The sequence below is a fragment of the Halobacterium sp. KA-4 genome, from assembly GCF_021028995.1.
Lineage (GTDB): Archaea > Halobacteriota > Halobacteria > Halobacteriales > Halobacteriaceae > Halobacterium.
Window position 1 is genome coordinate 278,179 of record NZ_JAJJZG010000001.1, and the last position, 21,098, is coordinate 299,276.

Consider the following 21,098-nt stretch of genomic DNA (forward strand, 5'->3'; position numbering starts at 1 on the left):
GGTCGTCAGCGACCCCGGATCCGCGGGTGTCGCACGTTTACACTGCGTTCACGGCGTCGACCAGCGCGCACTTCCGACACTGGTCGCGCGTCGTCGGCGCGCCACACTCCTCGCACTCGCCCACGTCCTCGTCCTCGTCGCTGTACTGGTCGGCCGCGAGCCCCGCGAGCTCCTCGTAGCCAGCCATAATCGAGTGACGCGTGCCCGGATGGTTCTCCTCTAACTTCAGCAGCAGGTCCTGAATCTCGCCGCGGAACGCCTCGCTGGAGTGCGGACACTCCGCCATGTGAACTGGCAGGTCCCGAAGTTGCGCGTACAGCGCGACCTCCTTTTCCGGGACGTCGCGGAGTGGCTTCGCGCGCGGAATCATGTCCTCCTTGGGCGTACGCTCGTCGAACGGGCCGAGGCTGGCGTCGAAGTGTTTGGCGACCTGCTCGACGTTCCCCTCGAAGATATTCATCAGCGCGGTCTCGGCCTCGTCGTCGAGGTTGTGCCCGGTGAGGAGTTTGTCCGCGTCGTACTCCTCGGCGTACTTCGCGAGGAGGTCCCGGCGGAACACCCCGCAGTACGCGCAGGGTGCCATGTCCAGGGGGTCGTCGTCGACGACGTCGTCCATCTCGACGTCGAACTCGTCGGCGTACGTGACGACCTCGTGGCGGATGTCGCGGTCCGCGGTGAGTTCCTCGCAGGCCGCGAGGCTCTCGTCGCGGTAGCCCTCGATGCCCTCGTGGATGGTGAGCGCGACCATCTCGATGCGCGGGTCCTCCGCGAATGTCTCCGAGAGGATGTCCGTGAGAACGACGCTGTCCTTCCCGCCGGAGAGTCCGATGACCCACGTTTCGGGGTCCTCGGGCGTCGCGTCGTCGGGCAGCATGTCGTCCTCGCGGATGCGCCGCCGCACCCGACGTTCGACGCTCTCGAAGAGGTGACCCTCGCAGAGGTGCGCGCCGGAGTACGCCGCGTGCATCACGGCCTCGCGGTCGCACTTGGTGCAATCCATTACGTACACGTTGGCAGCGCCGGCGTTTCACCGTTACGTCTCGACGAACCACCGCGACTGGTAAACCTCGTTTCGGGATAACAAATCGGTGGCTGCGCGAGAATCTCGGGCACAGAATCGGTCGCGAAAAAGCGCGAGCGGTGAGTCAGCCCGCGAATTCGGAACTCGCGGCGCGGTCGGCAGCGTCGCGAGCGTCGTGGACGTCGTAGAGCACGTCGGCGGGGTCGACGTCACCACGCCGGAGCGCTTTGAGCAACGCCGAGCGCTCGTCGGTGTCGAGTTCGTCGATGGTGTCGACGCGTCGCGCCACGTCCTCAACGGCCATGTCCGTCGGCTCGAAGCGCTCGCCGTCCGGCTTCAGTTCCTCGGCGGCCCCCACAGCGTCGAGCGTGTTCAACTCGCGTTCCGCGACGCCGATGGAGACGGCCGCACGGGTCGTGATTTCGTCCGTCGGCGGTGCCTCGTCGGTCTCGTCGGCGAGTTCGCGGAGCGCTGCGAGCACGCGGAAAGTCTGGTCGCCCATGTGTAGATGCGGTGGTGGGTGGCGCTTGACCGTTGTGGCCAGCGCGGCCGTCGACAGCCGGCCGCGTTAGGCGAACGCGGAGCGCAGCGATGCGTGAGCAGCGTGCCCGAGCGAAGCGACCCGCGAGCGGCCGTCTACCGACGACGTCACTACGAGCAACCCAATCAATCGCGAAAATTCAGAGAACAGCCGCCGTTACGCCTGATCGTACTTCTCGGCGTGGAACCAGTCGACGAGCGTGCCGGTGGCTTCCTTCTCGACGCCGTGGGGGACGTAGACGAACGGGATGGGGCGGTCGAACGCGCGCTCGCCGTAGAGCCCCCAGTCGCCGACCGAGCGGGTGGTGCCGCCGTACGCGATGGGGATGTCTTCGAGGTCCTGTGGCTCGTACTCGGGGACGTAGGACTGTTCGACCCAGACCTCGTGGTCGGGGACGCCGAGTTCGGCGGCGAGGTCGGCTTCGAGGCGGTCAGCGTGGGCGACCAGCCAGTCGCTGAACGCGTCCAAGTCCGCGTCGACGCGGTCGGCGTACGCGATGCGGTGTTTCCAGCAGGTCTCGGGGAAGCGGCGCGCGCGGAAGCGGTCGTAGAGCGCTGCGAGCGTGGAGTCGGGGTGCTCGCTGGCGGCGACGCGCAGGCGCTCCATGAGCGTGTTGTCGTCGATTTCGTCGTCGAGGATGCGGTCGGCGGTGACTGGCGGTTCCTCCGCGAGCGCGGCGAGTTCGTCGAGGAGTTCGCTGAGGAGCACGTGGGCGTAGACGGACTTGTGGTGCTGAGTCACCCACATGTACACCGCGATGCGGCCTTCGAGGTAGTTGCCGATGGTCGAGAGGGCCTTGTCCGAGAGCGCGAGTCCTTCCTCCGGATGGGCCGTGTAGGAGCCGACCATCCGGTCGGTGTCGAAACTGAGCACGTCCGCGCCGGTCATCTGGTTGTCCCGCGTGATGTAGTCGAGGCGATCGACGTCGATGGGGGAGTGCAGAATCTGGGCGGCGACGCCGTGCTGCCAGCGGCCGCCGCGCTCGTACTCGAGGCTGTACCCGAGGATGTGCGCGCAGACGTCGTGGGGGTCGACACCCATCTCGTGGAGGCCGTCGGCGAACTCCTCGAGGACGATGAGACAGCCCAGGAGTTCGTGCGCGGACGCCTCCCGAATCGGCGCGTCGCCGACGCCAGCGTCGTCGAACGCCTCGCGGAGCCCGCGCTCGGCGAGTCGGTCTTGGAGGTCGTCAGTGTCGATGAAGCGCTCGCCCAGGTGTGAGAACGGCGGGTGGCCGACGTCGTGGAGTAGTGCGGCGCACTCGAGCGTGCGCTGGATGTCGTCGAGTTCCGCGGTGGTGGCGTCGCGGTAGAAGTACGACTGTTCGCGGAGGTTCTCGAAAACCGTGCGCGCGAGGTGGTAGACGCCCAGGGAGTGCTCGAAGCGCGTGTGGTTCGCGCCCGGGTAGACGAGGTAGGTCGCCGAGAGCTGGCGGACGTGGCGGAGGCGCTGAAACGCACGGTTGTCGAGGACGTTGTCGACGAGCGGCTGGTCGAGTTCGACGTAGCCGTGGACGGGGTCTTTGATTTGCGTGGCTGGCATGGTGAATCGTCGGTCCGAGCGGACCGACCCGAATTACCCGCTCTAGGAGCTCGGCGGGGGTCGGTCTTTCGATTCGCGGCGTCGGTGGGCGCGTGCGGAACCGTTTTCGGCGTTCGCGGGCTACGAGCAGTCGATGGACAGAGCTGCCGCCGTCGACCGGGTGGAGGAGCTCGTCGACACCGTCGCGAGCGAGGAGATGCCGGTCCCCGTGCGCGAAATCTGGGTGTACGGCGACGTCGCGCTCGGCCTCGACCCCGTCGAGCGCCTGGACGTCTACCTCACGAAGGACATCCTCATGCGCGGCGACGACGCCGACCGCGCCGGGGAGTTCAAGCGCGAGTACGGCGTGAAGGGCGTCGGGAAGACCGTGCGCGCCTCGTGGGCCGACGACCACCCCGAGTACCTGCGCGCGAACGAGAGCGGCCACGTCGCGCCCGAGAGATGTCTCGCCGCACACCTCCTCGACGACGACGAGCCGATTCACCTCGAAGTGTGTAACGCGGGCTTCGAGGACAACGTCACTCAGCGCCTCGAAGGCGCGAGAGCGACCGAGACCTACGAGAACGTCCTCGACCCGCGCGGCGTCTGCCTATGGGCCGACGGCGAGCGTAGCGACGACGCCTTCCAGAAACTCCGCGACGGCGAACTCGTGTTCCCCACGCTCGCGGGTGCACTGGAGATGCTCGGTGCCGACGAGGAAGAAGCCGAAGTCGCCGCCGACGCCGTCGAAACCCGCCGCGAGCGGGCCGAGGGCGCGACCGTTCGCGGCGACGTAGTTTGAAGTGCGAAGCCGGGACCAACCGGGCGCGTGACCTGACGACTCGCCGGCTGGGGGAGGTGGGAGCGCGGCAGTCCCAGCCGGACGCGATGCCGCCTGTCAGCCCCGAGCCTGAGGCAAGTTGCCGGTAGCGATTACTCGTCTTCGAAGCCGTCTTCGAATTCGAACGTCCCGTCGCGCTGGACGATTTCGCCGTCGACCTCGATGAACGAATCCTCGCTCATGTCCACGATCAGGTCCACGTGCGTCGCGGACTCGTTGAACGGCTGGTCGTCGGGGACACACTCCGCGATGGCGCCGCCGACGGCCATGTGGACGGTGTCGCCCATCTTCTCGTCGAAGAGCATGTTGTAGGTGAACCGGTCGATGTCCCGGTTCATCCCAATGCCCAATTCCCCGAGGCGGCGAGCTCCCTCGTCCGTTTCGAGAATGCCTTCGAGCGCGGCTTCGTTCTGCCCTGCAGCGAAGTCCACGACCTCGCCGTCCTCGAACTGCAGCCACGCGTCCGCGATTTCCTTGCCCTGCCGGATGAGCGGCTTGTCGAACAGCACCTCGCCGTCGACACTGTCCGGCACGGGGCACGTGAACACCTCGCCCGCGGGCATGTTCTTCGTGCCCCAGTCGTTGGCCGCGTCCATCCCCGCGACACTCATCGTGACGTCGGTCGTGTCGCCGGAGACGATGCGGACTTCGTCGGCGGGGCCGAGAATCTCGACCATCTGGGCCTGAAACTCGCGCTGTTCGTCCCAGTCCTTGTTGATTGCGTCGTAGACGAAGTTCTCGTAGGCTTCCGTGCTCATCTCGGCCTTCTGCGCGCCCGCGTCCGTCGGGTGCTGGGTGATGACCCAGCGCTTGCCCAGTCGCTCTTCGAGAATCGGGCCGTTCGCGCGGCTCGCAGCCTGCGACTTCTCCGGGGGCACGTCGCTGGTCTCGAAGGCGTTCCCGTCACCCCCAATCAGGAAGACGACGTCGGTCTCCTCCATCGCGGCGAGGTCGTGGGCTTTCGTCTCGTAGTCGTCGACGTCCATCGCTCGGTTGTACGCGCGCGCAGCGCGAGCGTGTCCCCACTGCGTGGTCGGTCGCGCGCCGACCTCGCCGAGTTTCTCGTACAGCGCGACGACGAGGGCTTCGGCTTCCTTCGACGCGCGCACCAGCACCATGTCCCCAGGCTGGACGTCGGTACAGTCCTCGACGAGAATCTCGGCGTGGCGGCGGGCTCTGTCGTCCATACCGCGAAGTCGACCCGGACGCGAATAAACTCCGGAGGAGCGGAAAACCACCGCAGTTCGTGGGCGATTACTCGGGAACGCGCCCGACGGTCACGTAGAACGGCACGGTCTCGACGCGCTCGTAGTCGTCCTCGCGCATCTGCGCGACGACCTCGCGGCCCATCTCACGCCATTCCGCGCGCAGCGCGTCGTAGGCGTCCGAGGAGAGCCCACCGGCGGCGAGCGTCGGTTGCTGTTCGGCGAGCCGTTCGCCGGTCGCCTTCCGTGCAGCGGCTTCGAGCGCGGCTTCGCCGTACGGCGGCTGGATGGCCTGCACGTGCTCGTACTGCGTCGTCGAGACGTCGACGAGTCCTGCTTCCTCGAAGCAGTCCGCGGCGTCCGCACCGAGCGAAACGTTCGTCTCCACGCCCTCGATGTACGCATCGCGGGCGCGCGCTGCGAGCGGCGGTTCGCTCGCGACCGTCGACTCCACGGTGACGGCGGCGTTGTTCGGTTCGACGGCCGCCACGAGGTCCGAGGACACGCGCGAGAACTCCCGGACAGCGGCGACGGGGTCCGGGAGGTTGATGAGCAGTGCCTGGCACGCGACGAGGTCGCAGACGTCGTCGCGGAACGGCAGCCGCGTCGCGTCCCCGACGAGGCGCTCGTCGGCGTCGACGTGCCGGAGGAGGTCGGTGTCCGCGTCGAGTGCGAGCACGTCGGCGTCGGACTCCTCGCGGAACACGCCCGTGAGTTCCCCCGTGCCGCAGCCGACGTCGAGAATCCGCTCCCGGCTGGACAACTCCAGCGCGTCCAACGCCTCGCGCTCGGCCGACATCCCGGGGCGCGTCTCCTCGAGGTAGTCGGCGCTGAATCGGCGCACATCCCCACTGAAAACCGGGGTCGGCAAAAGCAGCGGGGTCCGAACGCTGGCTGTCTACTCGCCTCGCAGTTCACGGCTCCCGTCGGTCGCCGTTCACGGTCCCGAGAATCTACGATTCTCGCAGCTCCCGTACCTTCTGGATGTTCCACTCGAAGCCGCGCCCGTCCTCGTGCGGCGTCTCCAGCACGAGCGGAACGTCGGTGATGGCGTCGTGGTTGACGAACGCGTCCATCCCCTCCTCGCCGATGAGCCCTTCGCCGATGTGCGCGTGTTCGTCCTTGTTCGTGCCGCAGTCGTGTTTCGAGTCGTTGAGGTGGACGCAGTGGAGGTGTTCGAAGCCGACGACGTCGTCGAACTCCGCGAGCGTCTCCGCGACGGCGTCGGCCGTCGAGAGGTCGTAGCCCGCGGCGAACGCGTGCGCGGTGTCGACGCAGACGCCGAGGTCGTGGGCCGACTCGTCGAGAACGTACGCGAGGTGGTCGAAGTCGTCGCCGAGCTTCGTGCCCGAGCCCGCGTCGCTCTCCACGAGCACGGTGACGCCGTCGGGGATGTCAAGTTCGTCGAGCGCGCTGACGGCGTTGTCCAGGCCCTGCTGGACGCCCGCGCCGGTGTGCGCGCCGAGGTGGACGTTGACGTACTCGATACCGAGTTTGTCGGCGGCGTCGACCTCCTTCTGCATGCTGTCGACGGACTTCTCGCGGAGGTCGTCTTTGGGCGTGCAGAGGTTCACGAGGTACGACGAGTGGATGACCCACGGGCCGTCGAGGTGTTCGTCGGTTCCCTCCCGGAACGCAGCGGCTTCGTCGTCGCCGACGTTCGGGTCCTGCCAGACTTGCGGCGAGTGCGTGAAAATCTGTCCGCAGTTCCCGCCGACGTCCAGTTCGTTCTCGACGGCGTTGTCGACGCCGCCCGCGATAGAGACGTGTGCACCTACTCGCATACGCTGTCGTTCGCCGCGGGGGGCAAAGAGGCTTCGAACCGTCGCAACACCTTTGCCGACCGAGCGCGCTCGTGACGGTATGACCTCGGGGGACGCGCTCGACGTAGGTGACGAGGTGCCCGACGTGGCGGCACCGCTGGTCCATCCCGACGACAGCGTCGAGGAGACGCCCCTGTCGGAGCTCTACGTAGACCGACCGGTGCTCGTCGTCTTCTACACGAACGACTTCAGCCCGGACTGCGTGAGCGAGTGGTGTTCGTTCCGCGACTACGGCTGGTTCACGTCCACCGAGGACGTGCGCGTCGTCGGCTCGAGCAAGTCCCGCGTGCCGACTCACCGGCGGTTCATCGACTACCTCGACATCGACTTCCCGCTGTACGCCGACACCGACCTCGACGTCTCGGACGCGTTCGGCGTCACGTACCGCGCGCTGAAGCTGTTGCCGCGGGCGAAGCGCTCGGTGTTCCTCGTGGACACCGACGGCGTCGTTCAGTACCGCTGGATTGGCGAACACCCACTCGACCCGACGCGCGACCAGCCGCCGCTGGGCGAGATTCGGGAAGCCGTCGAGGAACACGTCGGCGGCGAGCCGGAGACGTTCGGGTTCAGCTAAGCAGTCCGCTCCCGCGTCCAGTCGTCGGTCGCGTACTTCTCCTCGGCGAGCTCACGCGCCGCTTCGACTTCGTCGTCGGTCCACTCGCCGACGCGCGCGTCACACCACTCCGCGAGCGCGTCCTCCAGCGCAGAGACGGCGTCGTCGCGGCTGATTCCGGCCTCCTCGTGGATGCTCGTCACGCGCTCGCGGAACCGCTCGGCGTCGATGCCGGGGTCGGCGAACACGCCGAGGTGGGCGTCGGGTGCCAGGGCGAACGACAGCGACCCGTGCTGGATGACCGCGTCCCGGGTGCGGTACTGGGCGTTCCCACTGATTTTCCGGCCGTCGACCGCGATGTCGTGGGCGGGGTGGAGCGCGCGCAGGTAGCACGCGGGCTCGTGAATCGCGGGGTGTTTCTCGGGGACGAAATCGGCGTCGACGCCCATCGCGTGGAACGCCGACAGAATCGGCTCGCAGAGCACCTCGTAGCAGTCCATCAAGTCACCGGGGAGTTCGTCGGCGGGCGCGACGATGCTGTAGGAGATGTCCGAGAAGTCGTCGTGGTAGATGCCGCCGCCGCCGGTCTGCCGGCGCGTCACGGAGATTCCCTCGCGCTCGGCGAAGTCCCAGTCGACGGAGTCCGCGTCCTGCCGGTACCCCATCGAGAGCGTCGACGGCGACCACTGATACGTGCGGACCGTTCGCGGGCCGCCATTTGCGGCGGTCTCCGCAGCGACCTCCTCTAGTGCCATCTGCATCGGCCCGTCGCGGGCCTCCTCCGGAATCAGCCGCCACTCGCGGTCGGCCAGCGTCATACCACGCGGTTCGCGGCCACCGACAAAAAGCCGTGCGTCTGCGGTTCCGCTCGGCTGCGTCCATCGAGCGCGCCGAGCGGCGCGGCAATCTGTGGCCGGACTGGAGGCACGATCGACCGCAACATCCTGTTTCTATATCGTGGCATGGGATTTATCGAGTGTATAGTCGCATTTTCGTAGAACAGATAATATCGGCCAGAGACAGCCACAGCGTCGCCAAATTGCTGGTTTCTATCAAAATCCAAGCGGGACCGCCCACGCTACCACGTCGATTGCTCCTGCGGCGCGGATTTCACGCCGTCGCCACGCGCCGCGTAGCTTTTACCCGCCGGTCCGCTAGATTCGCGTGAATGGTTCGGAACGTCGCCGCCGAGATGGCGGACCTCGACCCGGAGGACTTCCACCTGCTCTCCGGGGTCGAACACGGGATGCGGTTCTCCGAGTGGGTCAGCCGCGAGAAGCTCCCGGAGTTCTCCCGACTGACACAGGAGGAGGTCGACTACCGGCTGGACCGCATGCTCGACCTGGAGTTCCTCGAACGGAAGACCATCCAGTACGAGGGCGTCCAGCTCACGTTCGCGGGCTACGACGCGCTCGCGTTGCACGCGTTCGCCGAACGCGACACCGTCGAGGGCTTCGGCTCGCCGCTCGGCGTCGGTAAGGAGAGCGACGTCTACGAGGTGCAGTCGTTCCGCCCGATGGCGCTGAAGTTCCACCGCGAAGGCTACACCCAATTCCGGGAGGTCCACCGCGGCCGCGACTACACCAGCGACAAGGAGCACACGTCCTGGCAGTACACCGCGCGGAAGGCGGCCGAACGCGAATACGACGCGCTGGAGACGCTGTACCCGGACGTGAATGTCCCGCGGCCGGTTGACCAGAACCGCCACGCCATCGTGATGGAGCGCATCGACGGCGTGGAACTCTCGCGCGCGGAACTAGAGCCCGAGCAGGCCAGCGGCGTCCTCGATTTGGTGCTCCGGGAGATGGCGACCGCCTACGACGCGGGTTACGTGCACGCGGACATCAGCGAGTACAACGTCTTCGTCAGCGAGGACGGCGTGACGCTGTTCGACTGGCCGCAAGCCACCCCGAGCGACCACGAGAACGCCCGCGAACTGCTGGCCCGCGACGTGGGGAACATCGTCGGCTACTTCCAGCAGAAGTACCCCAGCGACGTCCCCGACGTCGACGAGTCGGCGATTGCAGACGCAGTCGCGAGCGGTTCGTTCGGCTCAGTCACCGAATTCTAACGCGTTCGCGTTTCTCGCACACAAATTCCGTAGCGGCTGCACTCTCGCGTTCACTCGAATAAATCTCATTCTGCGATATAGAATGTTCGTACGATCCCGGTCGCTACAGCAGTGAGGAGACAAAAGCGGCGCTCCGGCCCAGACGTGTTCGGTATCTAACCCGACACCCTACTGTATTTATACGACGGCGCGGAAGTGAAGGCCGAACTGCAATCGGTCATGGGCACACACCCGATTCGTCCCCGTCGTCGCCGCGCTCGTGTTGGTCGCCGCCGTACTCGCAGGTGTCGCGCCAGTCGCCGCGAGCACGCAGGCGTCCGCGTCAGTCGGAGACTACACCGTGACGCGAGGTGGGACGGTCAACATCAACGTCGGGCACTCCGGGCCTGCGAACCTCACCATCTCGGGGGGAGGCTTCGAGGTGCTGGTCGGGCTCGGCGACTACGCGGCGTTCGTCGTCGACGAGAACGAGAGCGGGTACGGCGCGCCGTTCGACGGCGACGTGTCCGTCCAAGCGTTAGCCAGCGAGGGTTCGAGATGCGCATCGAGGAACTCGACCCGGAGCCGAACACGAAAGCCGAGACGTACACCGCCGAGGACCAGCGCGTGGCCGCCCAGTTCGGTGACGGTGACGGCCAGTTCGCCGTACTCTGGGACACCAGTAGCGTCGACCTCGGCACGGGCTCGAACCACACCTACGGATTCGAACTCACCGTCGACGAGACGAAGAACCCCCCGTTCTCGGAGAACCAGACGCTGCTCACGGAGCGCGTGACGCTCGTGGAGCCGTCGGTGAGCATCAGCGCCGACCCCGGCTACACGCTCGCGCCGTGGGACGGCGACCAGATGCAGATTTCGGGGGAGGCGAACCTCCTCCCGGGGACGACGCTGAACGTGCGCGCGCTCCACGAGGACGGGACCCCGCCGCGGCTCTGGCAGTCCGACGTCGGGGTCTCCGGGGACGGAACGTTCGGGGCGACGTTCGACTTCTCGAACCCCGACCGGCCGGCGGAGTTCCCCCTGTGGGTGCAGAACTACGAGGAGCAGACCCGGACGACAGTCCGGCTGACTGCTGCGAGAGCGTCGATACTGTTCCCCTCACAGGTAGTCAAGAACGACACGGTGACCGTCGAGCGCGTGACGCTCTCCAGGGGCGGGTTCCTCCGATTGATCGTGGACAACGAGGCGCTCGGCACCTCAGGGTCGCTCTCACAGATGACCAACGGCAGCGTCGACATCCCGCTGAATACGTCGTTGGACGGTCCGACGAACGTGACCGCGACCGCAATCGTGGACGCGAACGGGAACGGGGAGCTGGACGCTGACGATCCCGCGTACGAGGCGTCGGGGTCGCCAGTCGCTGGGACCGCAGTCATCGAGCCGGAGACGGCCACGGAGCCGAACAACACGACCGCGACGCAGACCGCAGCGCCGACCTCCATGGAGGTGACGCTGCACGTGAACGACGCGGAGCCAATCGCGCCAGTCGCGAACAACAACAACTCGTCGGGCGGGTTCGTGCCGCTATCGCCCGTGACCACCCTCGTCGCGGTCGTCGCCGCGCTGCTGTTGGCGGCGCGCCGCGGACCCGACCGTTTATGAGGGGGCGCCGTGGTGATTACGATACACCTGGGGACTGCATGACGGGACAGAGTACGCGTCCGACCGGGAGGGCCGCGTGATGTTCGACGAGATGGCGGCGTCGGAGTTCCCGCACTTCCTCGCTGCGTTCTGGGAGGAGAAGGGATGGTCGACGTCGGTCACGGAGAACGACGACGGCACGTACCTCGTCGGCGGCGACAAGGACAATGGCAAGCGCGGGCTCATCGGCGTCCGGCCGGACACCGACACGGAAATCGGCGCCTCCGAGGTCGAGGACTTCGCGGCGTTCTGCGACAAGAAGGGCGTCGACGTGCGCGTGATGGCGACCCGCGGCCGGTTCACGACCGGCGCGCGGAGCGCCGCGGACGCGGGCAACGTCCACCTCCTCGACCCGAACGAACTCGCGTCGTCGGTCCGCGAGGAGGGTGCCGAGGGCCTCGTCGAACAGTACACCGGGAGCGACGACGGGTCGCTGCTCGACAACGTGCCGAGCCCGCCGGGCGGCGTGCCCAGCGGCATCCCAGTCGTTCCAATTGTAGTGGCAGTGGTGGTGATTCTGGCGGCCGTGTTCGCTGGCGGGACCGTCCTGAGCTTCGTGCCGTTCGTCGGCGGCGGTGGCGGTGGCGACGCGGGCCCGTCGTTCACGGCGTTCTCGATGGCGGCCGGGGAGAATACTACAGCGACCGCGGAGTGGGACGCTCGCGTACAGGACGAAATCCAGACCGCGAACAACACCTACCAGCCGAACGACGGGGAGACGTTCGTCGTCGTCCAGTTGAACGTGACTGCAGGCGACTCGCAGGTCGTGGTGCGGAACCCGAACTTCGCGCTGTCGGTGAACGGGACGAACTACGGCCACCAGCGCTTCGAGAACGCTAGCCAGCAGTTCCGCCAGAAACTGTCGGCAGTAACGGCCGCGCCCGGCGAGTCCGGGCGCATGCTCGTCGTGTTCTCGGTGCCCGAGGACTTCGACGGCGCGACGCTCGTCGAACGGCCGGACGGCCCCGGGCTGCGCTTCGAGCGCGCCGACCTGACCTTCGACGTCGAGTGACCGCGGGGATTCGAAGTTCTTAACCCCCGCCACGACGAAACTCGGGTAACTCGCTGGCGAGCGGGCTCCAGCGGGCTCCTGACGGGAGTCAGGACGGAATGTGACCGGCGAGGTCCACAGACCCAACCGGTTGAACCACCCAACGCCCGCGGACAACACATGACACGAAGCTTCTACTCCCACATCAAGGAAGCCTGGCGGGACCCCGACGACGGGAAGCTCGCCGAGCTCCAGTGGCAGCGCAAGCAGGACTGGCGCAAACAGGGCGCTATCGTCCGCGTCGACCACCCGACCCGCCTCGACAAGGCCCGCGAACTCGGCTACAAGGCCAAGCAGGGCGTCGTCGTGGCGCGCGTCAGCGTCCGGAAGGGTACCGCCCGGAAGTCCCGGTTCAAGGCTGGGCGCCGCACGAAGCGGCAGGGCGTCAACCGCATCGGTCGCGCGAAGAACCTCCAGAGCATCGCCGAGGAGCGTGCGTCGAAGAAGTACGTCAACCTCCGCGTGCTGAACTCCTACTGGGTCGGCGAGGACGGCTCGCAGAAGTGGTTCGAAGTGATTCTCCTGGACCCCGAGCACGGCGCAATCGAGAACGACGACGACCTCAACTGGATCTGCGACGAGAGCCAGCAGGGTCGCGTCTTCCACGGGAAGACGAGCGCCGGGCAGCGCGCCCGCGGCCTCCAGAACCGTGGCAAGGGCACCGAGCACCTGCGCCCGAGCACGAACGCCGGCAAGCGCCGGAAGTCGTAACGCCCCACTTCCTCCGTTCTTTCTCGCCGCTCAGCGGCAGCGCCGTCAGTCCTCCTCGAGGAGTTCCTGCTCGATGTCCGGGCTACCGCCGGTCGCGCCGGCGAGCCGGCGCGTAATCACGTCGAAGAACGTGACCAGCGGCCACAGCGCGAGCGCGACGTACTTCAGGGGCCGCGCGGTGGTCAGCGCCCACGACTCGGCGTTCGCCAGCCCCCACGACTTGGGGAGAATTTCCCCGCAGACGAGCACGAGCGAGGTGGCGATCAGCGTCGTCCCGACGACCGCGAGTTCGGGCGGGAGGTAGGTCACGAGCAGCACGGTGAGGATGCTGGAGACGGCGATGTTGACGACGTTGTTGCCGACGAGAATCGTCACGAGCAGCCGGTGTGGGTCGTCGCGGAGCCGCTTCAACTCGGGGCCGCGTTCGTCGCCGGCGGCGAGGTCGGCGATGCGTTCGTCAGTCAGCGAGAACAGCGCGATTTCCGTGCTGGAGAAGTACGCCGACACCGCCAGCAGGACGGCGACCGCGGCCAGTGATACGAGCACAGAGAGGTCGAGTGGCATGGAACCAGCGAGGGCTACCAGCCACTAAGGCGTTGGTGGCTGCCTCGCCTACTCGGACCACTCGGCGTCGGCGAGCGTGCGCTGGACGGCTTCCTCGCCGACGGCGCGCGCGAGCGTCTCGTAGCCGGCGCGCTCGGCGCGGTCGCCGGCGTCGGCGACGAGCCGGGAGACGATGAACTCCGGCGTGGACTTCCCGACGGTGCCGAAGCGCGGCTGGTAGTCCACGAGCAGGTCGAGGTCCTGGCTGAGGCCTTCGGCGAAGATGCCGTCGGTCCGCGCGACGTCGGGGAGCGGTTCGAGGTCGTCCGCGAGGTGCGTGACGAACACGCCCAGCGCCTGCTCGTCGACGGTGAGCGTGACGAGGCCGTGGAGGAGGTCGGCGGCGCTCCCGGGTTCGGTGATGGCTTCGAACTCGTCGACGAGCATGAGCGTGCGGTCGCCCTCGGTGAGCGGCGGGACGACGGAGTTCAGCGTCGCCTCCAGCACGCCCGCGTTGAACGACGCGTGGCGGCGGTGGAAGACGATTGCGTCGACGGGGCCGAGTTCGGCGCGGTCCGCGGGCACCGGCAGCCCCATCGCGGCGAGCACGGCGACCTGGCAGAGCGTCTCCAGCAGCGTCGTCTTCCCGCCGGAGTTCGCGCCCGTGAGCACGGTGACGCGGTCGCCGTTCGGCGGGTCCAGTGAGTGGTCGCCGACCGCGTACGTCACGGGCTGGACGTCCCCGCCGTCCGCCGCGAGCGAGAGGTTGCGCGCGTTCTCGACGGCGATGGCGTCCGCGTCGACGAAGTCGGGGCGCGTGAGGTCGTGGGCTTCCGCGAATCGCGCCAGCGAGACGTCGACCGCGAGATCGCTGACAGCGGCCACCGCGGCGTCGACCTCCTCGCGGGCGTTCGAGATGGCTCCGCGGAGTTCCGCCGCAACCTCGTTCTCGCGGTCCTGTTCGTCCTCGCGCACGTCGTCGGCGAGCGCGCGCAGCGTCGTGCTCACGAAGTCCGCGGCGTCGGCGGCGTCCGCGGCCATCGCGTTCCGGACGCGGCGCGGTTCGACGCCGGCCTCGCTGGCGACGTACTGGACGAACGCCTCGCGGAACTCGTCGGTGCCCTCGACGCCCTGCGAGCGCACGTCTTCGAGCACGTCGAAGGTGTCGCGTTCGAGGCGTTCGAGGTCGCTGGCGCGCTCGTGGAGCCGGTCGAGTTTCGCGTCCGCGCCGGCCGCAACGCCGTCACCAGTGAGGTGGCGGAGCGCTTCCGCGGCGTCTTCGAGCGCGTCGCGGTCGAGCGTTGTGACCGCCGCGAACACGCCGGAGTCGTCGCTGACGCCGTTCTGCAGGGCGAGCGCAGTCTCGACCGCCGCGCGCTGCGTGTCGCCCGCGTCGTCGTGGCCGTCGAACGTGTCGAGAACGGCTTGCTTGGCCTCGCCGTCGAGACCCGCCCACGTCTCGCGAGCGGCCTCCACGTCGTCGAGGCGCTCGCGCATCGCGTCGCGGTCGGTCAGCGGCGTCCGCACGCGAATCCGGTCCGCGGCGCCGGGCGTGACGGCGTAGTCGGCGGCGAGCGCGACCAGTTCCTTGTAGACGGCGCGGGCGTCGTCGGTCGCGAGCGCGTCCATCCCCTCGCCGCCGTTCGCGCGCCGCAGGATGCGCGTCGCGCGGCCCCGCGAGATGCCGGCGTCGACGAGCGCGCGGACGTTCGCGGACTCGATGGCGTCAACGGCGTCGGGGACGCCGAGTTCGGTCTCCAGTTTGTCGGCGGTCTTCGGGCCGACCCCCCAGTACTCCTCTAATCGCATACCTGCGAGTGGGCGACCACGTGGGTAAAGCGTTACGTGGATTCCGACGCCCGCCCAGCGAGCAACGCACGGACCGCGGCGTCGTCGGGGAGCGCAGTCGTCCCGCCAGTCTCGGTGGTCGTGAGCGCAGCCGTCGCGTTCGCGTAGCGGAGCACATCATCGAGCGCGTCAGCGTTCATTCCGGGTTCGTACGCCGCGAGCGCGCCAGCCGTGAACGCGTCGCCCGCGCCCGTCGTGTCCACGACGTCCACGTCGAAGGCGGGTTCAGAGCGCGTAACGCGCTCGCCGTCCAGCAGGTCGGCGACGACGGTCGCACCGTCGCCGCCGCGGGTGAGGAATACCGTCTCCGGGCCGTAGTCGAGCAATTCAGCGGCGGCTGCTTCGGGGTCGCTGCGGGCACGCTCGCCGAGGCCGAGCGGCCGGAGGTCGTCGGGACTACAGAATAGGAGGTCTACGAGGGCGAGCGCATCACGAATTGCGTCTCCGGCGGCTTCCGGGTCGTCCCAGAGGTCGGGCCGCGTGTTCGGGTCGAGCGAGACGAGACAGTTCGCGTCGCGGGCGCGTTCCAGTAAGTCGAGCGTGGCGTCGCGGCCCGCGTCGTTCGTGAGCGCGACGCCCCCGACGTGGACGCAGTCGAAGCGCGGGAGTGTGCTGTCGGGGACAGTTCCAGTCTCGAACGCGAGCGTGGCGGTGTCGGCTTCGTAGAAGGTGAACGAGCGGTCGCCGTCGGGCGTCGGGCTGACGACCGCGAGCGCGGTTGCGGCGTCGCCAGTGACGACGAACTCCCCGTCGAGGCCGTGGTCGGCGAGCACGTCGCGAAGGTACGCGCCGAACGCATCGTCGCCGAGGCGCGTCCAGAATTCGGGCGGGCTGTCGAGGCGCGCGAGGCCGGTGGCGACGTTCGCTGGCGCGCCGCCCGCGCGGTAAACGAAGCCGTCGACGGTCGCGAGGTCGCCGGGACCGGACGGGAACAGGTCGACGAGCGTCTCCCCGGCCACGAGGATTCGGTCGGTACGCACACCGCCGTCGACGCGCCACCGGCACTTAGTCTTCGCCGAGTACGCTTGAGGGCAGTGCCGGTTCTGGCTGGAGACCGACGCGTTATTTCCCGCCGGTCTGCGAATCCGGAAGCGATGAGCTTCGACATCACCGCCGCCCGAGTCGTCCACGTCGTCTTCGGCGCGGCGTGGACCGGGAGCACGCTCGCCGTCGCGCTGTTCGTCGTCCCCGCCGCCCGCCGCGGCGTGCTCGACGCCGCGCCCGTCGAGTGGATTGCCGACCGCTTCACGAAACTCAGCGTCGTCAGCGTCCTCGCGATGCTGTTGACCGGCGGCCACCTCGCCGGCAACCTCTACACGTTCGAGGCGCTCGCGGGTTCCTCGCGCGGCCACCTCGTCGTAGGGATGACCGGCCTCTGGCTGGTGCTGGCGGGACTCGCACACGTCGCGACGAGTCGCCTTACCGCCGGCCACGACGTCGAATCCGCGGCCGACGACGCGAAACCGTGGTTCGGTGCCGCGGCCGTCGTGAGCGTCGCGCTCCTCGTGCTCGCCGGCCTGCTCTGAGGCGCGCGAGGGGCCGTTGACCGACGAGCATAACAGCCGCCACCCCGTTGCCTTCGTGCATGGACGCGGCGCTCGGGCCACCCGACCAGATGGCCGAGAACGAGAGCGACCTCACGCCGATGATGAGCCAGTACTTCGAGCTCACGCGGCGCTACGAGGACGCGCTCGTGCTCTTCCAGGTCGGAGACTTCTACGAACTCTTCTGCGACGCGGCGGAGGCCGCCGCCCGCATCTGCGAGATTACGCTGACCGCACGCGAGGACTCGACCGGAAAATACCCGATGGCGGGCGTACCCATCGACAACGCGGAGCCGTACATCGACGACCTGCTGAACGCGGGCTACCGGGTCGCGGTCGCCGACCAGGTCGAGGACCCCGACGAGGTCACGGGGGTCGTCGAGCGGGCAGTGACGCGGGTCGTCACGCCGGGGACGCTGACCGAGGACGAACTGCTCGCGGGCGACGACAACAACTTCGTCGCGACGGTCGCAGCCGCAGAAAGTGGTGGGTTCGGCCTCGCGCTGCTGGACGTTTCGACCGGCGACTTCTACGCGACGAGCCTCCCGAACGCGGCGCGCGTGCGGGACGAACTCGGACGGTTCGCGCCCGCCGAGCTCGTCACTGGACCAGGTGTAGCGGCCGACCGCTTCGACGACGGGACGTTCGTCGCGGAGTACGACGACGCGGCGTTCGACGGCGAGCGCGCCAGCAGGACCGTGGAGGCGTACTTCGGGAGCGTGGACGCGCTCGCTGGCGACGCCGAGGTCGCGGCGTGTGGCGCGCTCCTCGACTACGCCGAGTACACGCGCGGTGGCGAGGACGGCGACCGATTGGACTACTTGAATCACCTGACGCGGTACGACCCTCGCGAGTACTTGCAGATGGACGCGGTGGCGCTGCGTAGTCTGGAGGTGTTCGAGCAGCGCAGTGTCCACGGCGCGGAAGGCACCGCGCTCGTGGACGTGCTCGACGAGACGGCGTGCGCGCTCGGCCGGCGGACGCTGACGGACTGGCTGCGCCGGCCGCTGACGGACCCCGAGGACATCGAGGCGCGCCACGAGGCCGTGGGCGAACTGCTCGCGGACCCCCTGACGCGCGAGGAACTCCACGAGCACCTGCGGGACGTCTACGACGTCGAACGGCTGATTTCGCGCGTGTCTCGGGGGCGCGCGAACGCCCGGGACCTGCGCGCGCTGAAGGACACTCTCGACGTAGTGCCCGAGATTCGGGGGCTGCTGGCGGACGCAGATAGCGAGAAACTCCGCGAGTTGCGCGCGAGCCTCGACGACCTCCCGGAGATTCGGGACCTGCTCTCGCGGGCCATCGTCCCGGACCCGCCCCAGGAACTCACGGAGGGCGGCGTCATCCGGGACGGCTACGACGAGACGCTGGACGACCTCCGGGAGACCGAGCGCTCGGGGAAGCGCTGGATAGACGAGTTGGAGCAACAGGAGCGCGAGCGTACGGGCGTCGACTCGCTGAAGGTCGGCCACAACGCGGTCCACGGCTACTACATCGAGGTGACGAACCCGAACCTCGACGCCGTCCCCGACAATTACCATCGCCGACAGACGCTGAAGAACTCCGAGCGGTTCGTCACGCCCGAATTGAAGGAGCGCGAGGACGACATCGTGCGCGCCGAACAGCGCTCCCAGGACCTCGAATACGACCTGTTCCGCGAGGTCCGCAGCCGGGTCGCGGAGGAGGCCGAGCGCGTGCAGGCGACGGCAGCGGCGGTCGCGGCCGTGGACGCGCTGGCGTCGTTCGCGACAGTCGCTGCGAGCCACGACTACGCGCGCCCCGAGATGGGTGGCGACGGCATCCACGTCGAGGGCGGCCGTCACCCAGTCGTGGAGCGCACGGAGGCCGGGTTCGTGCCCAACGACACAAATCTCACGCCCGAGAGGCGGGTCGCGGTCATCACGGGGCCGAACATGAGCGGGAAGTCGACGTACATGCGCCAGGTCGCGCTAATCTCGCTGCTCGCGCAGGCCGGGAGCTTCGTCCCTGCGGAGCGTGCACGCCTCCGGGTCGTCGACCGCATCTTCACCCGCGTTGGCGCCAGCGACGACATCGCGGGCGGGCGCTCGACGTTCATGGTGGAGATGACCGAACTCGCCTCAATTCTGCGCGCGGCCACCGAGGACTCGCTGGTCCTGCTGGACGAGGTCGGCCGCGGCACCTCCACCACGGACGGCCTCGCCATCGCGCGCGCCGTCACCGAGTACGTCCACGACGAACTCGGCGCGACGACGCTGTTCGCGACGCACCACCACGAACTCACGGCGGACGCCGACCGTCTCGCCGACGCCGTGAATCTCCACTTCGGCGCGACCCGGAGCGAGGAGGGGGTGACGTTCCAGCACGAAGTGCGGGAGGGGCCGGCGACCGCTTCGTACGGCATCGAGGTCGCGCAGACCGCGGGCGTGCCGGAAACGGTCGTCGAGCGCGCTCGCGAGTTCCTCGACGCGGCAGACGTGAGCGAGGAGCAGACGGAGTCGAGTGCGACAGGAGTAAATGGGAACACCAACGAGTCGGTCGTCGAAGCCGCGCTCCGGGACGTGAACGTCGCGGAACTCACACCCGTGGAGGCGTTGAACGTGCTGAACGACCTGAAGCGCGACCTCGACTGACTACTCGACGAGCGAAAAGGAGAGCCCGTTCTCCGCGAGCAGGCGACGAGTCTTCTCGGTGATTTCTGGGGCGACGAGCACGCCGCGGACGTCGGCGTCGGCGTGGAGGTCGCGGCGGAGCGCGTTCACGTATCGCTCCAGTTGCGACGCCGCCGACGGGCCGACGCGGCGGGCCTTGAGTTCGACGACGACCACGGCGCCGTCGCGGCCGCGGCCGTAGACGTCCACGGGGCCGGCGGGTGTCTCGCGTTCCGTGCTGCGCGGCTGGAAGCCGGGTTCGACGAGGTCGGGGTTGGCGAGCACGCGCTCCTTGAGGTCGGACTCGGTGCCGGAGACCTCTGCGTCGGCGTCCGCAGGGTCGAACGCCGCGGCGTGGTGGACAGCGTCGAACTGGACGGTGAGCGCGTCCGCGGCGTCGCCGTCGCCACAGCGGAGTTCGAGCGTTCCCTGATTCGCTTCGACGGCGACGCTGCCGCCGGTCGCCCACGCGTCGGGGTCGCGGCCGGTCGCGCCGTGGACGAGCACGGTGTCGTCGGGCTTGCAGAGGACGCTCCGGACACCCGCGGAGAGGCTGCGCTCGGCGCGCCCCTCGAATTCGGTCGCGCACTCGCCGACGAGCGAGACTGCGAGGCCGTCGCTGCGGGCGTCCGCGGCGAAGGCAGCGGCGCGGTCGGCGTCGGGGGTCGAGAGCGCGCGGGTCACGCCTCCGGGTACGCGGTGGACGGGAAAAAGCGCGCGGATGCGGCGACCCGCGGGCTACCGGATGCCGGGCGAGGGCGGGCGCTCGCGCTTGTGCGTGGAGGACTCGTAGTGCTCGACGAACTCCGCGACCGTCTCGCGGGCCTCGCCGGTGGCCTCGCCGGTCTCCTCGATGGTACGGTCCTCGTCGACGTACGCGTGCAGAATCGGGTCGATGACCTCGTAGGGTTCGCCGAGTTCGCCGGGGTCGGTCTGTCCCTCCCAGAGTTCCGCCGTGGGCGTCTTCGCGACGATGTCCTCGCTGACGCCGACCTCCTGAGCGAGGTCGTAGGCCTCGGTCTTGTAGACGTCCGCGAGCGGCGCGACGTCGGCAGCGCCGTCACCGTACTTCGTGAAGTAACCCAGGAGGAGTTCCGAGCGGTTGTTCGGGCCGACGACGAGCGCGTCGTCGTCGTTGGCGGCCTGGTAGAGCAGGACCATCCGGACGCGCGCCTGAACGTTCCCCACAGTAGTCTTCGAGAGGTCCTCGCGGGCGGCGGTGACGTCGTCGACGATGGGCTGGATGTCGGTCTCGCGGTAGTCCACACCCAGGCGCTCGCAGACCGCCCGGGCGTCCTCGACGTTCTCGGGGTCGCTGGGGTCCGCGGGCAGCAGGAGGCCGGTAACGCGCTCGGGGCCGACGGCGTCCGCGAGGAGGTGCGTGGCGAGCACGGAGTCGAGCCCGCCGCTGACGCCGACGACGTAGCCGTCCGCGGGCGTGGCGTCGAGGTAGCTCGCGAGGAACGACCGAATCTCGTCGGCGGCGGTCGCGAGGTCGAGGTCGAAGTCAGTCACGGACGAACGCGCGGCCGCCACCGGCAAAAAGCACGT

At 68.4% G+C, this 21,098-nt stretch carries 20 protein-coding genes; 8 read left to right on the forward strand and 12 right to left on the reverse strand.

All coding sequences use genetic code 11. The annotated features are described in order from the left end of the window. Positions 1–37: 37 nt before the first annotated feature. The 3 genes from ncsA to LPA44_RS01555 form a co-directional block, all read right to left on the reverse strand. Complete coding sequence (gene ncsA / locus LPA44_RS01545) at positions 38–1,000, reverse strand: tRNA 2-thiolation protein NcsA (protein ID WP_230887834.1); 963 nt, start codon at positions 998–1,000, stop codon at positions 38–40. A 145-nt stretch (positions 1,001–1,145) separates the two neighbouring features. Next, positions 1,146–1,523: a hypothetical protein gene (locus tag LPA44_RS01550; protein ID WP_230887835.1), complete on the reverse strand. Its 378-nt coding sequence runs from the start codon at positions 1,521–1,523 to the stop codon at positions 1,146–1,148. 195 nt (positions 1,524–1,718) lie between these two features. Next, positions 1,719–3,104, reverse strand: a complete 1,386-nt coding sequence (locus LPA44_RS01555; protein ID WP_230887836.1) for an HD domain-containing protein — start codon at positions 3,102–3,104, stop codon at positions 1,719–1,721. Between the two features lie 133 nt (positions 3,105–3,237). On the opposite strand from LPA44_RS01555, the gene LPA44_RS01560 reads away from it, so the two are divergent. Beyond that, positions 3,238–3,885 carry a DUF7095 family protein gene (locus LPA44_RS01560; protein WP_230887837.1) on the forward strand — a complete coding sequence of 216 codons (648 nt, stop codon included), beginning with the start codon at positions 3,238–3,240 and terminating at the stop codon, positions 3,883–3,885. 131 nt (positions 3,886–4,016) lie between these two features. On the opposite strand, the gene LPA44_RS01565 is transcribed toward LPA44_RS01560, so the two are convergent. From LPA44_RS01565 to LPA44_RS01575, 3 genes are all read right to left on the reverse strand, one after another. Then, positions 4,017–5,111, reverse strand: coding sequence for an aminopeptidase (locus LPA44_RS01565; protein WP_230887838.1), 1,095 nt, complete (start codon positions 5,109–5,111; stop codon positions 4,017–4,019). A 67-nt stretch (positions 5,112–5,178) separates the two neighbouring features. Then, a complete protein-coding gene (locus LPA44_RS01570; protein WP_230887839.1) occupies positions 5,179–5,973 on the reverse strand; it encodes a class I SAM-dependent methyltransferase in 795 nt (264 codons plus the stop codon). Positions 5,974–6,082: 109 nt separating this feature from the next. Beyond that, positions 6,083–6,913, reverse strand: coding sequence for a deoxyribonuclease IV (locus tag LPA44_RS01575; protein ID WP_230887840.1), 831 nt, complete (start codon positions 6,911–6,913; stop codon positions 6,083–6,085). Between the two features lie 79 nt (positions 6,914–6,992). Between LPA44_RS01575 and LPA44_RS01580 the strand changes: the two genes are divergently transcribed. Next, positions 6,993–7,526, forward strand: coding sequence for a redoxin domain-containing protein (locus LPA44_RS01580; protein ID WP_230887841.1), 534 nt, complete (start codon positions 6,993–6,995; stop codon positions 7,524–7,526). Here LPA44_RS01580 and LPA44_RS01585 read toward each other — a convergent pair. Further along, positions 7,523–8,323 (reverse strand): lipoate--protein ligase family protein, encoded by an 801-nt coding sequence (locus LPA44_RS01585; RefSeq protein ID WP_230887842.1) that lies wholly within the window; start codon positions 8,321–8,323, stop codon positions 7,523–7,525. The two genes, LPA44_RS01580 and LPA44_RS01585, sit on opposite strands and share 4 nt — an antisense overlap. Before the next feature lie 350 nt (positions 8,324–8,673). Here LPA44_RS01585 and LPA44_RS01590 point away from each other — a divergent pair, with 350 nt between their 5' ends. The 4 genes from LPA44_RS01590 (at position 8,674) to LPA44_RS01605 (ending at position 12,979) form a co-directional block, all read left to right on the forward strand. Further along, positions 8,674–9,576 carry a serine/threonine-protein kinase RIO2 gene (locus LPA44_RS01590; RefSeq protein WP_230887843.1) on the forward strand — a complete coding sequence of 301 codons (903 nt, stop codon included), beginning with the start codon at positions 8,674–8,676 and terminating at the stop codon, positions 9,574–9,576. A gap of 537 nt (positions 9,577–10,113) precedes the next feature. Then, positions 10,114–11,178, forward strand: a complete 1,065-nt coding sequence (locus LPA44_RS01595) for a DUF7282 domain-containing protein (protein WP_230887844.1) — start codon at positions 10,114–10,116, stop codon at positions 11,176–11,178. 79 nt (positions 11,179–11,257) lie between these two features. Further along, positions 11,258–12,229 carry a restriction endonuclease gene (locus LPA44_RS01600; protein WP_230887845.1) on the forward strand — a complete coding sequence of 324 codons (972 nt, stop codon included), beginning with the start codon at positions 11,258–11,260 and terminating at the stop codon, positions 12,227–12,229. Positions 12,230–12,388: 159 nt separating this feature from the next. Next, positions 12,389–12,979 carry a 50S ribosomal protein L15e gene (locus tag LPA44_RS01605; protein ID WP_230887846.1) on the forward strand — a complete coding sequence of 197 codons (591 nt, stop codon included), beginning with the start codon at positions 12,389–12,391 and terminating at the stop codon, positions 12,977–12,979. Between the two features lie 45 nt (positions 12,980–13,024). Here the strand turns inward: LPA44_RS01605 and LPA44_RS01610 are convergent, their stop codons facing one another. The 3 genes from LPA44_RS01610 to LPA44_RS01620 are packed head-to-tail and all read right to left on the reverse strand — an operon-like array spanning position 13,025 to position 16,350. Then, the gene (locus tag LPA44_RS01610; RefSeq protein ID WP_230887847.1) at positions 13,025–13,543 is read right to left on the reverse strand and encodes a CNNM domain-containing protein; all 519 of its coding nucleotides are present in this window, start codon (positions 13,541–13,543) and stop codon (positions 13,025–13,027) included. 48 nt (positions 13,544–13,591) lie between these two features. Continuing rightward, the gene (locus tag LPA44_RS01615) at positions 13,592–15,331 is read right to left on the reverse strand and encodes a MutS-related protein (RefSeq protein WP_230887848.1); all 1,740 of its coding nucleotides are present in this window, start codon (positions 15,329–15,331) and stop codon (positions 13,592–13,594) included. 32 nt (positions 15,332–15,363) lie between these two features. Then, positions 15,364–16,350 carry a carbohydrate kinase family protein gene (locus tag LPA44_RS01620; RefSeq protein ID WP_230887849.1) on the reverse strand — a complete coding sequence of 329 codons (987 nt, stop codon included), beginning with the start codon at positions 16,348–16,350 and terminating at the stop codon, positions 15,364–15,366. Positions 16,351–16,464: 114 nt separating this feature from the next. Between LPA44_RS01620 and LPA44_RS01625 the strand changes: the two genes are divergently transcribed. Further along, positions 16,465–16,896: a CopD family protein gene (locus LPA44_RS01625; RefSeq protein ID WP_230887850.1), complete on the forward strand. Its 432-nt coding sequence runs from the start codon at positions 16,465–16,467 to the stop codon at positions 16,894–16,896. 59 nt (positions 16,897–16,955) lie between these two features. Continuing rightward, positions 16,956–19,529, forward strand: a complete 2,574-nt coding sequence (gene mutS / locus LPA44_RS01630) for a DNA mismatch repair protein MutS (protein ID WP_230887851.1) — start codon at positions 16,956–16,958, stop codon at positions 19,527–19,529. Here mutS and nucS read toward each other — a convergent pair whose 3' ends face one another. Continuing rightward, on the reverse strand, positions 19,530–20,231 hold the full coding sequence (nucS, locus tag LPA44_RS01635; RefSeq protein WP_230887852.1) for an endonuclease NucS: 702 nt from the start codon (positions 20,229–20,231) through the stop codon (positions 19,530–19,532). 54 nt (positions 20,232–20,285) lie between these two features. Further along, entirely contained in the window at positions 20,286–21,062 is a 777-nt protein-coding gene (locus LPA44_RS01640) for an NAD+ synthase (protein WP_230887853.1), read from the reverse strand. Positions 21,063–21,098: the final 36 nt, after the last annotated feature.

Excerpts from the sequence above, each read along its gene's own strand:
- ncsA (WP_230887834.1), bottom strand. The coding sequence starts at position 1,000 with ATGGATTGCACCAAGTGCGACCGCGAGGCCGTGATGCACGCGGCGTAC.
- LPA44_RS01550 (WP_230887835.1), bottom strand. The coding sequence starts at position 1,523 with ATGGGCGACCAGACTTTCCGCGTGCTCGCAGCGCTCCGCGAACTCGCC.
- LPA44_RS01555 (WP_230887836.1), bottom strand. The coding sequence starts at position 3,104 with ATGCCAGCCACGCAAATCAAAGACCCCGTCCACGGCTACGTCGAACTC.
- LPA44_RS01560 (WP_230887837.1), top strand. The coding sequence starts at position 3,238 with ATGGACAGAGCTGCCGCCGTCGACCGGGTGGAGGAGCTCGTCGACACC.
- LPA44_RS01565 (WP_230887838.1), bottom strand. The coding sequence starts at position 5,111 with ATGGACGACAGAGCCCGCCGCCACGCCGAGATTCTCGTCGAGGACTGT.
- LPA44_RS01575 (WP_230887840.1), bottom strand. The coding sequence starts at position 6,913 with ATGCGAGTAGGTGCACACGTCTCTATCGCGGGCGGCGTCGACAACGCC.
- LPA44_RS01580 (WP_230887841.1), top strand. The coding sequence starts at position 6,993 with ATGACCTCGGGGGACGCGCTCGACGTAGGTGACGAGGTGCCCGACGTG.
- LPA44_RS01585 (WP_230887842.1), bottom strand. The coding sequence starts at position 8,323 with ATGACGCTGGCCGACCGCGAGTGGCGGCTGATTCCGGAGGAGGCCCGC.
- LPA44_RS01590 (WP_230887843.1), top strand. The coding sequence starts at position 8,674 with ATGGTTCGGAACGTCGCCGCCGAGATGGCGGACCTCGACCCGGAGGAC.
- LPA44_RS01595 (WP_230887844.1), top strand. The coding sequence starts at position 10,114 with ATGCGCATCGAGGAACTCGACCCGGAGCCGAACACGAAAGCCGAGACG.
- LPA44_RS01600 (WP_230887845.1), top strand. The coding sequence starts at position 11,258 with ATGTTCGACGAGATGGCGGCGTCGGAGTTCCCGCACTTCCTCGCTGCG.
- LPA44_RS01605 (WP_230887846.1), top strand. The coding sequence starts at position 12,389 with ATGACACGAAGCTTCTACTCCCACATCAAGGAAGCCTGGCGGGACCCC.
- LPA44_RS01610 (WP_230887847.1), bottom strand. The coding sequence starts at position 13,543 with ATGCCACTCGACCTCTCTGTGCTCGTATCACTGGCCGCGGTCGCCGTC.
- LPA44_RS01615 (WP_230887848.1), bottom strand. The coding sequence starts at position 15,331 with ATGCGATTAGAGGAGTACTGGGGGGTCGGCCCGAAGACCGCCGACAAA.
- LPA44_RS01625 (WP_230887850.1), top strand. The coding sequence starts at position 16,465 with ATGAGCTTCGACATCACCGCCGCCCGAGTCGTCCACGTCGTCTTCGGC.
- mutS (WP_230887851.1), top strand. The coding sequence starts at position 16,956 with ATGGACGCGGCGCTCGGGCCACCCGACCAGATGGCCGAGAACGAGAGC.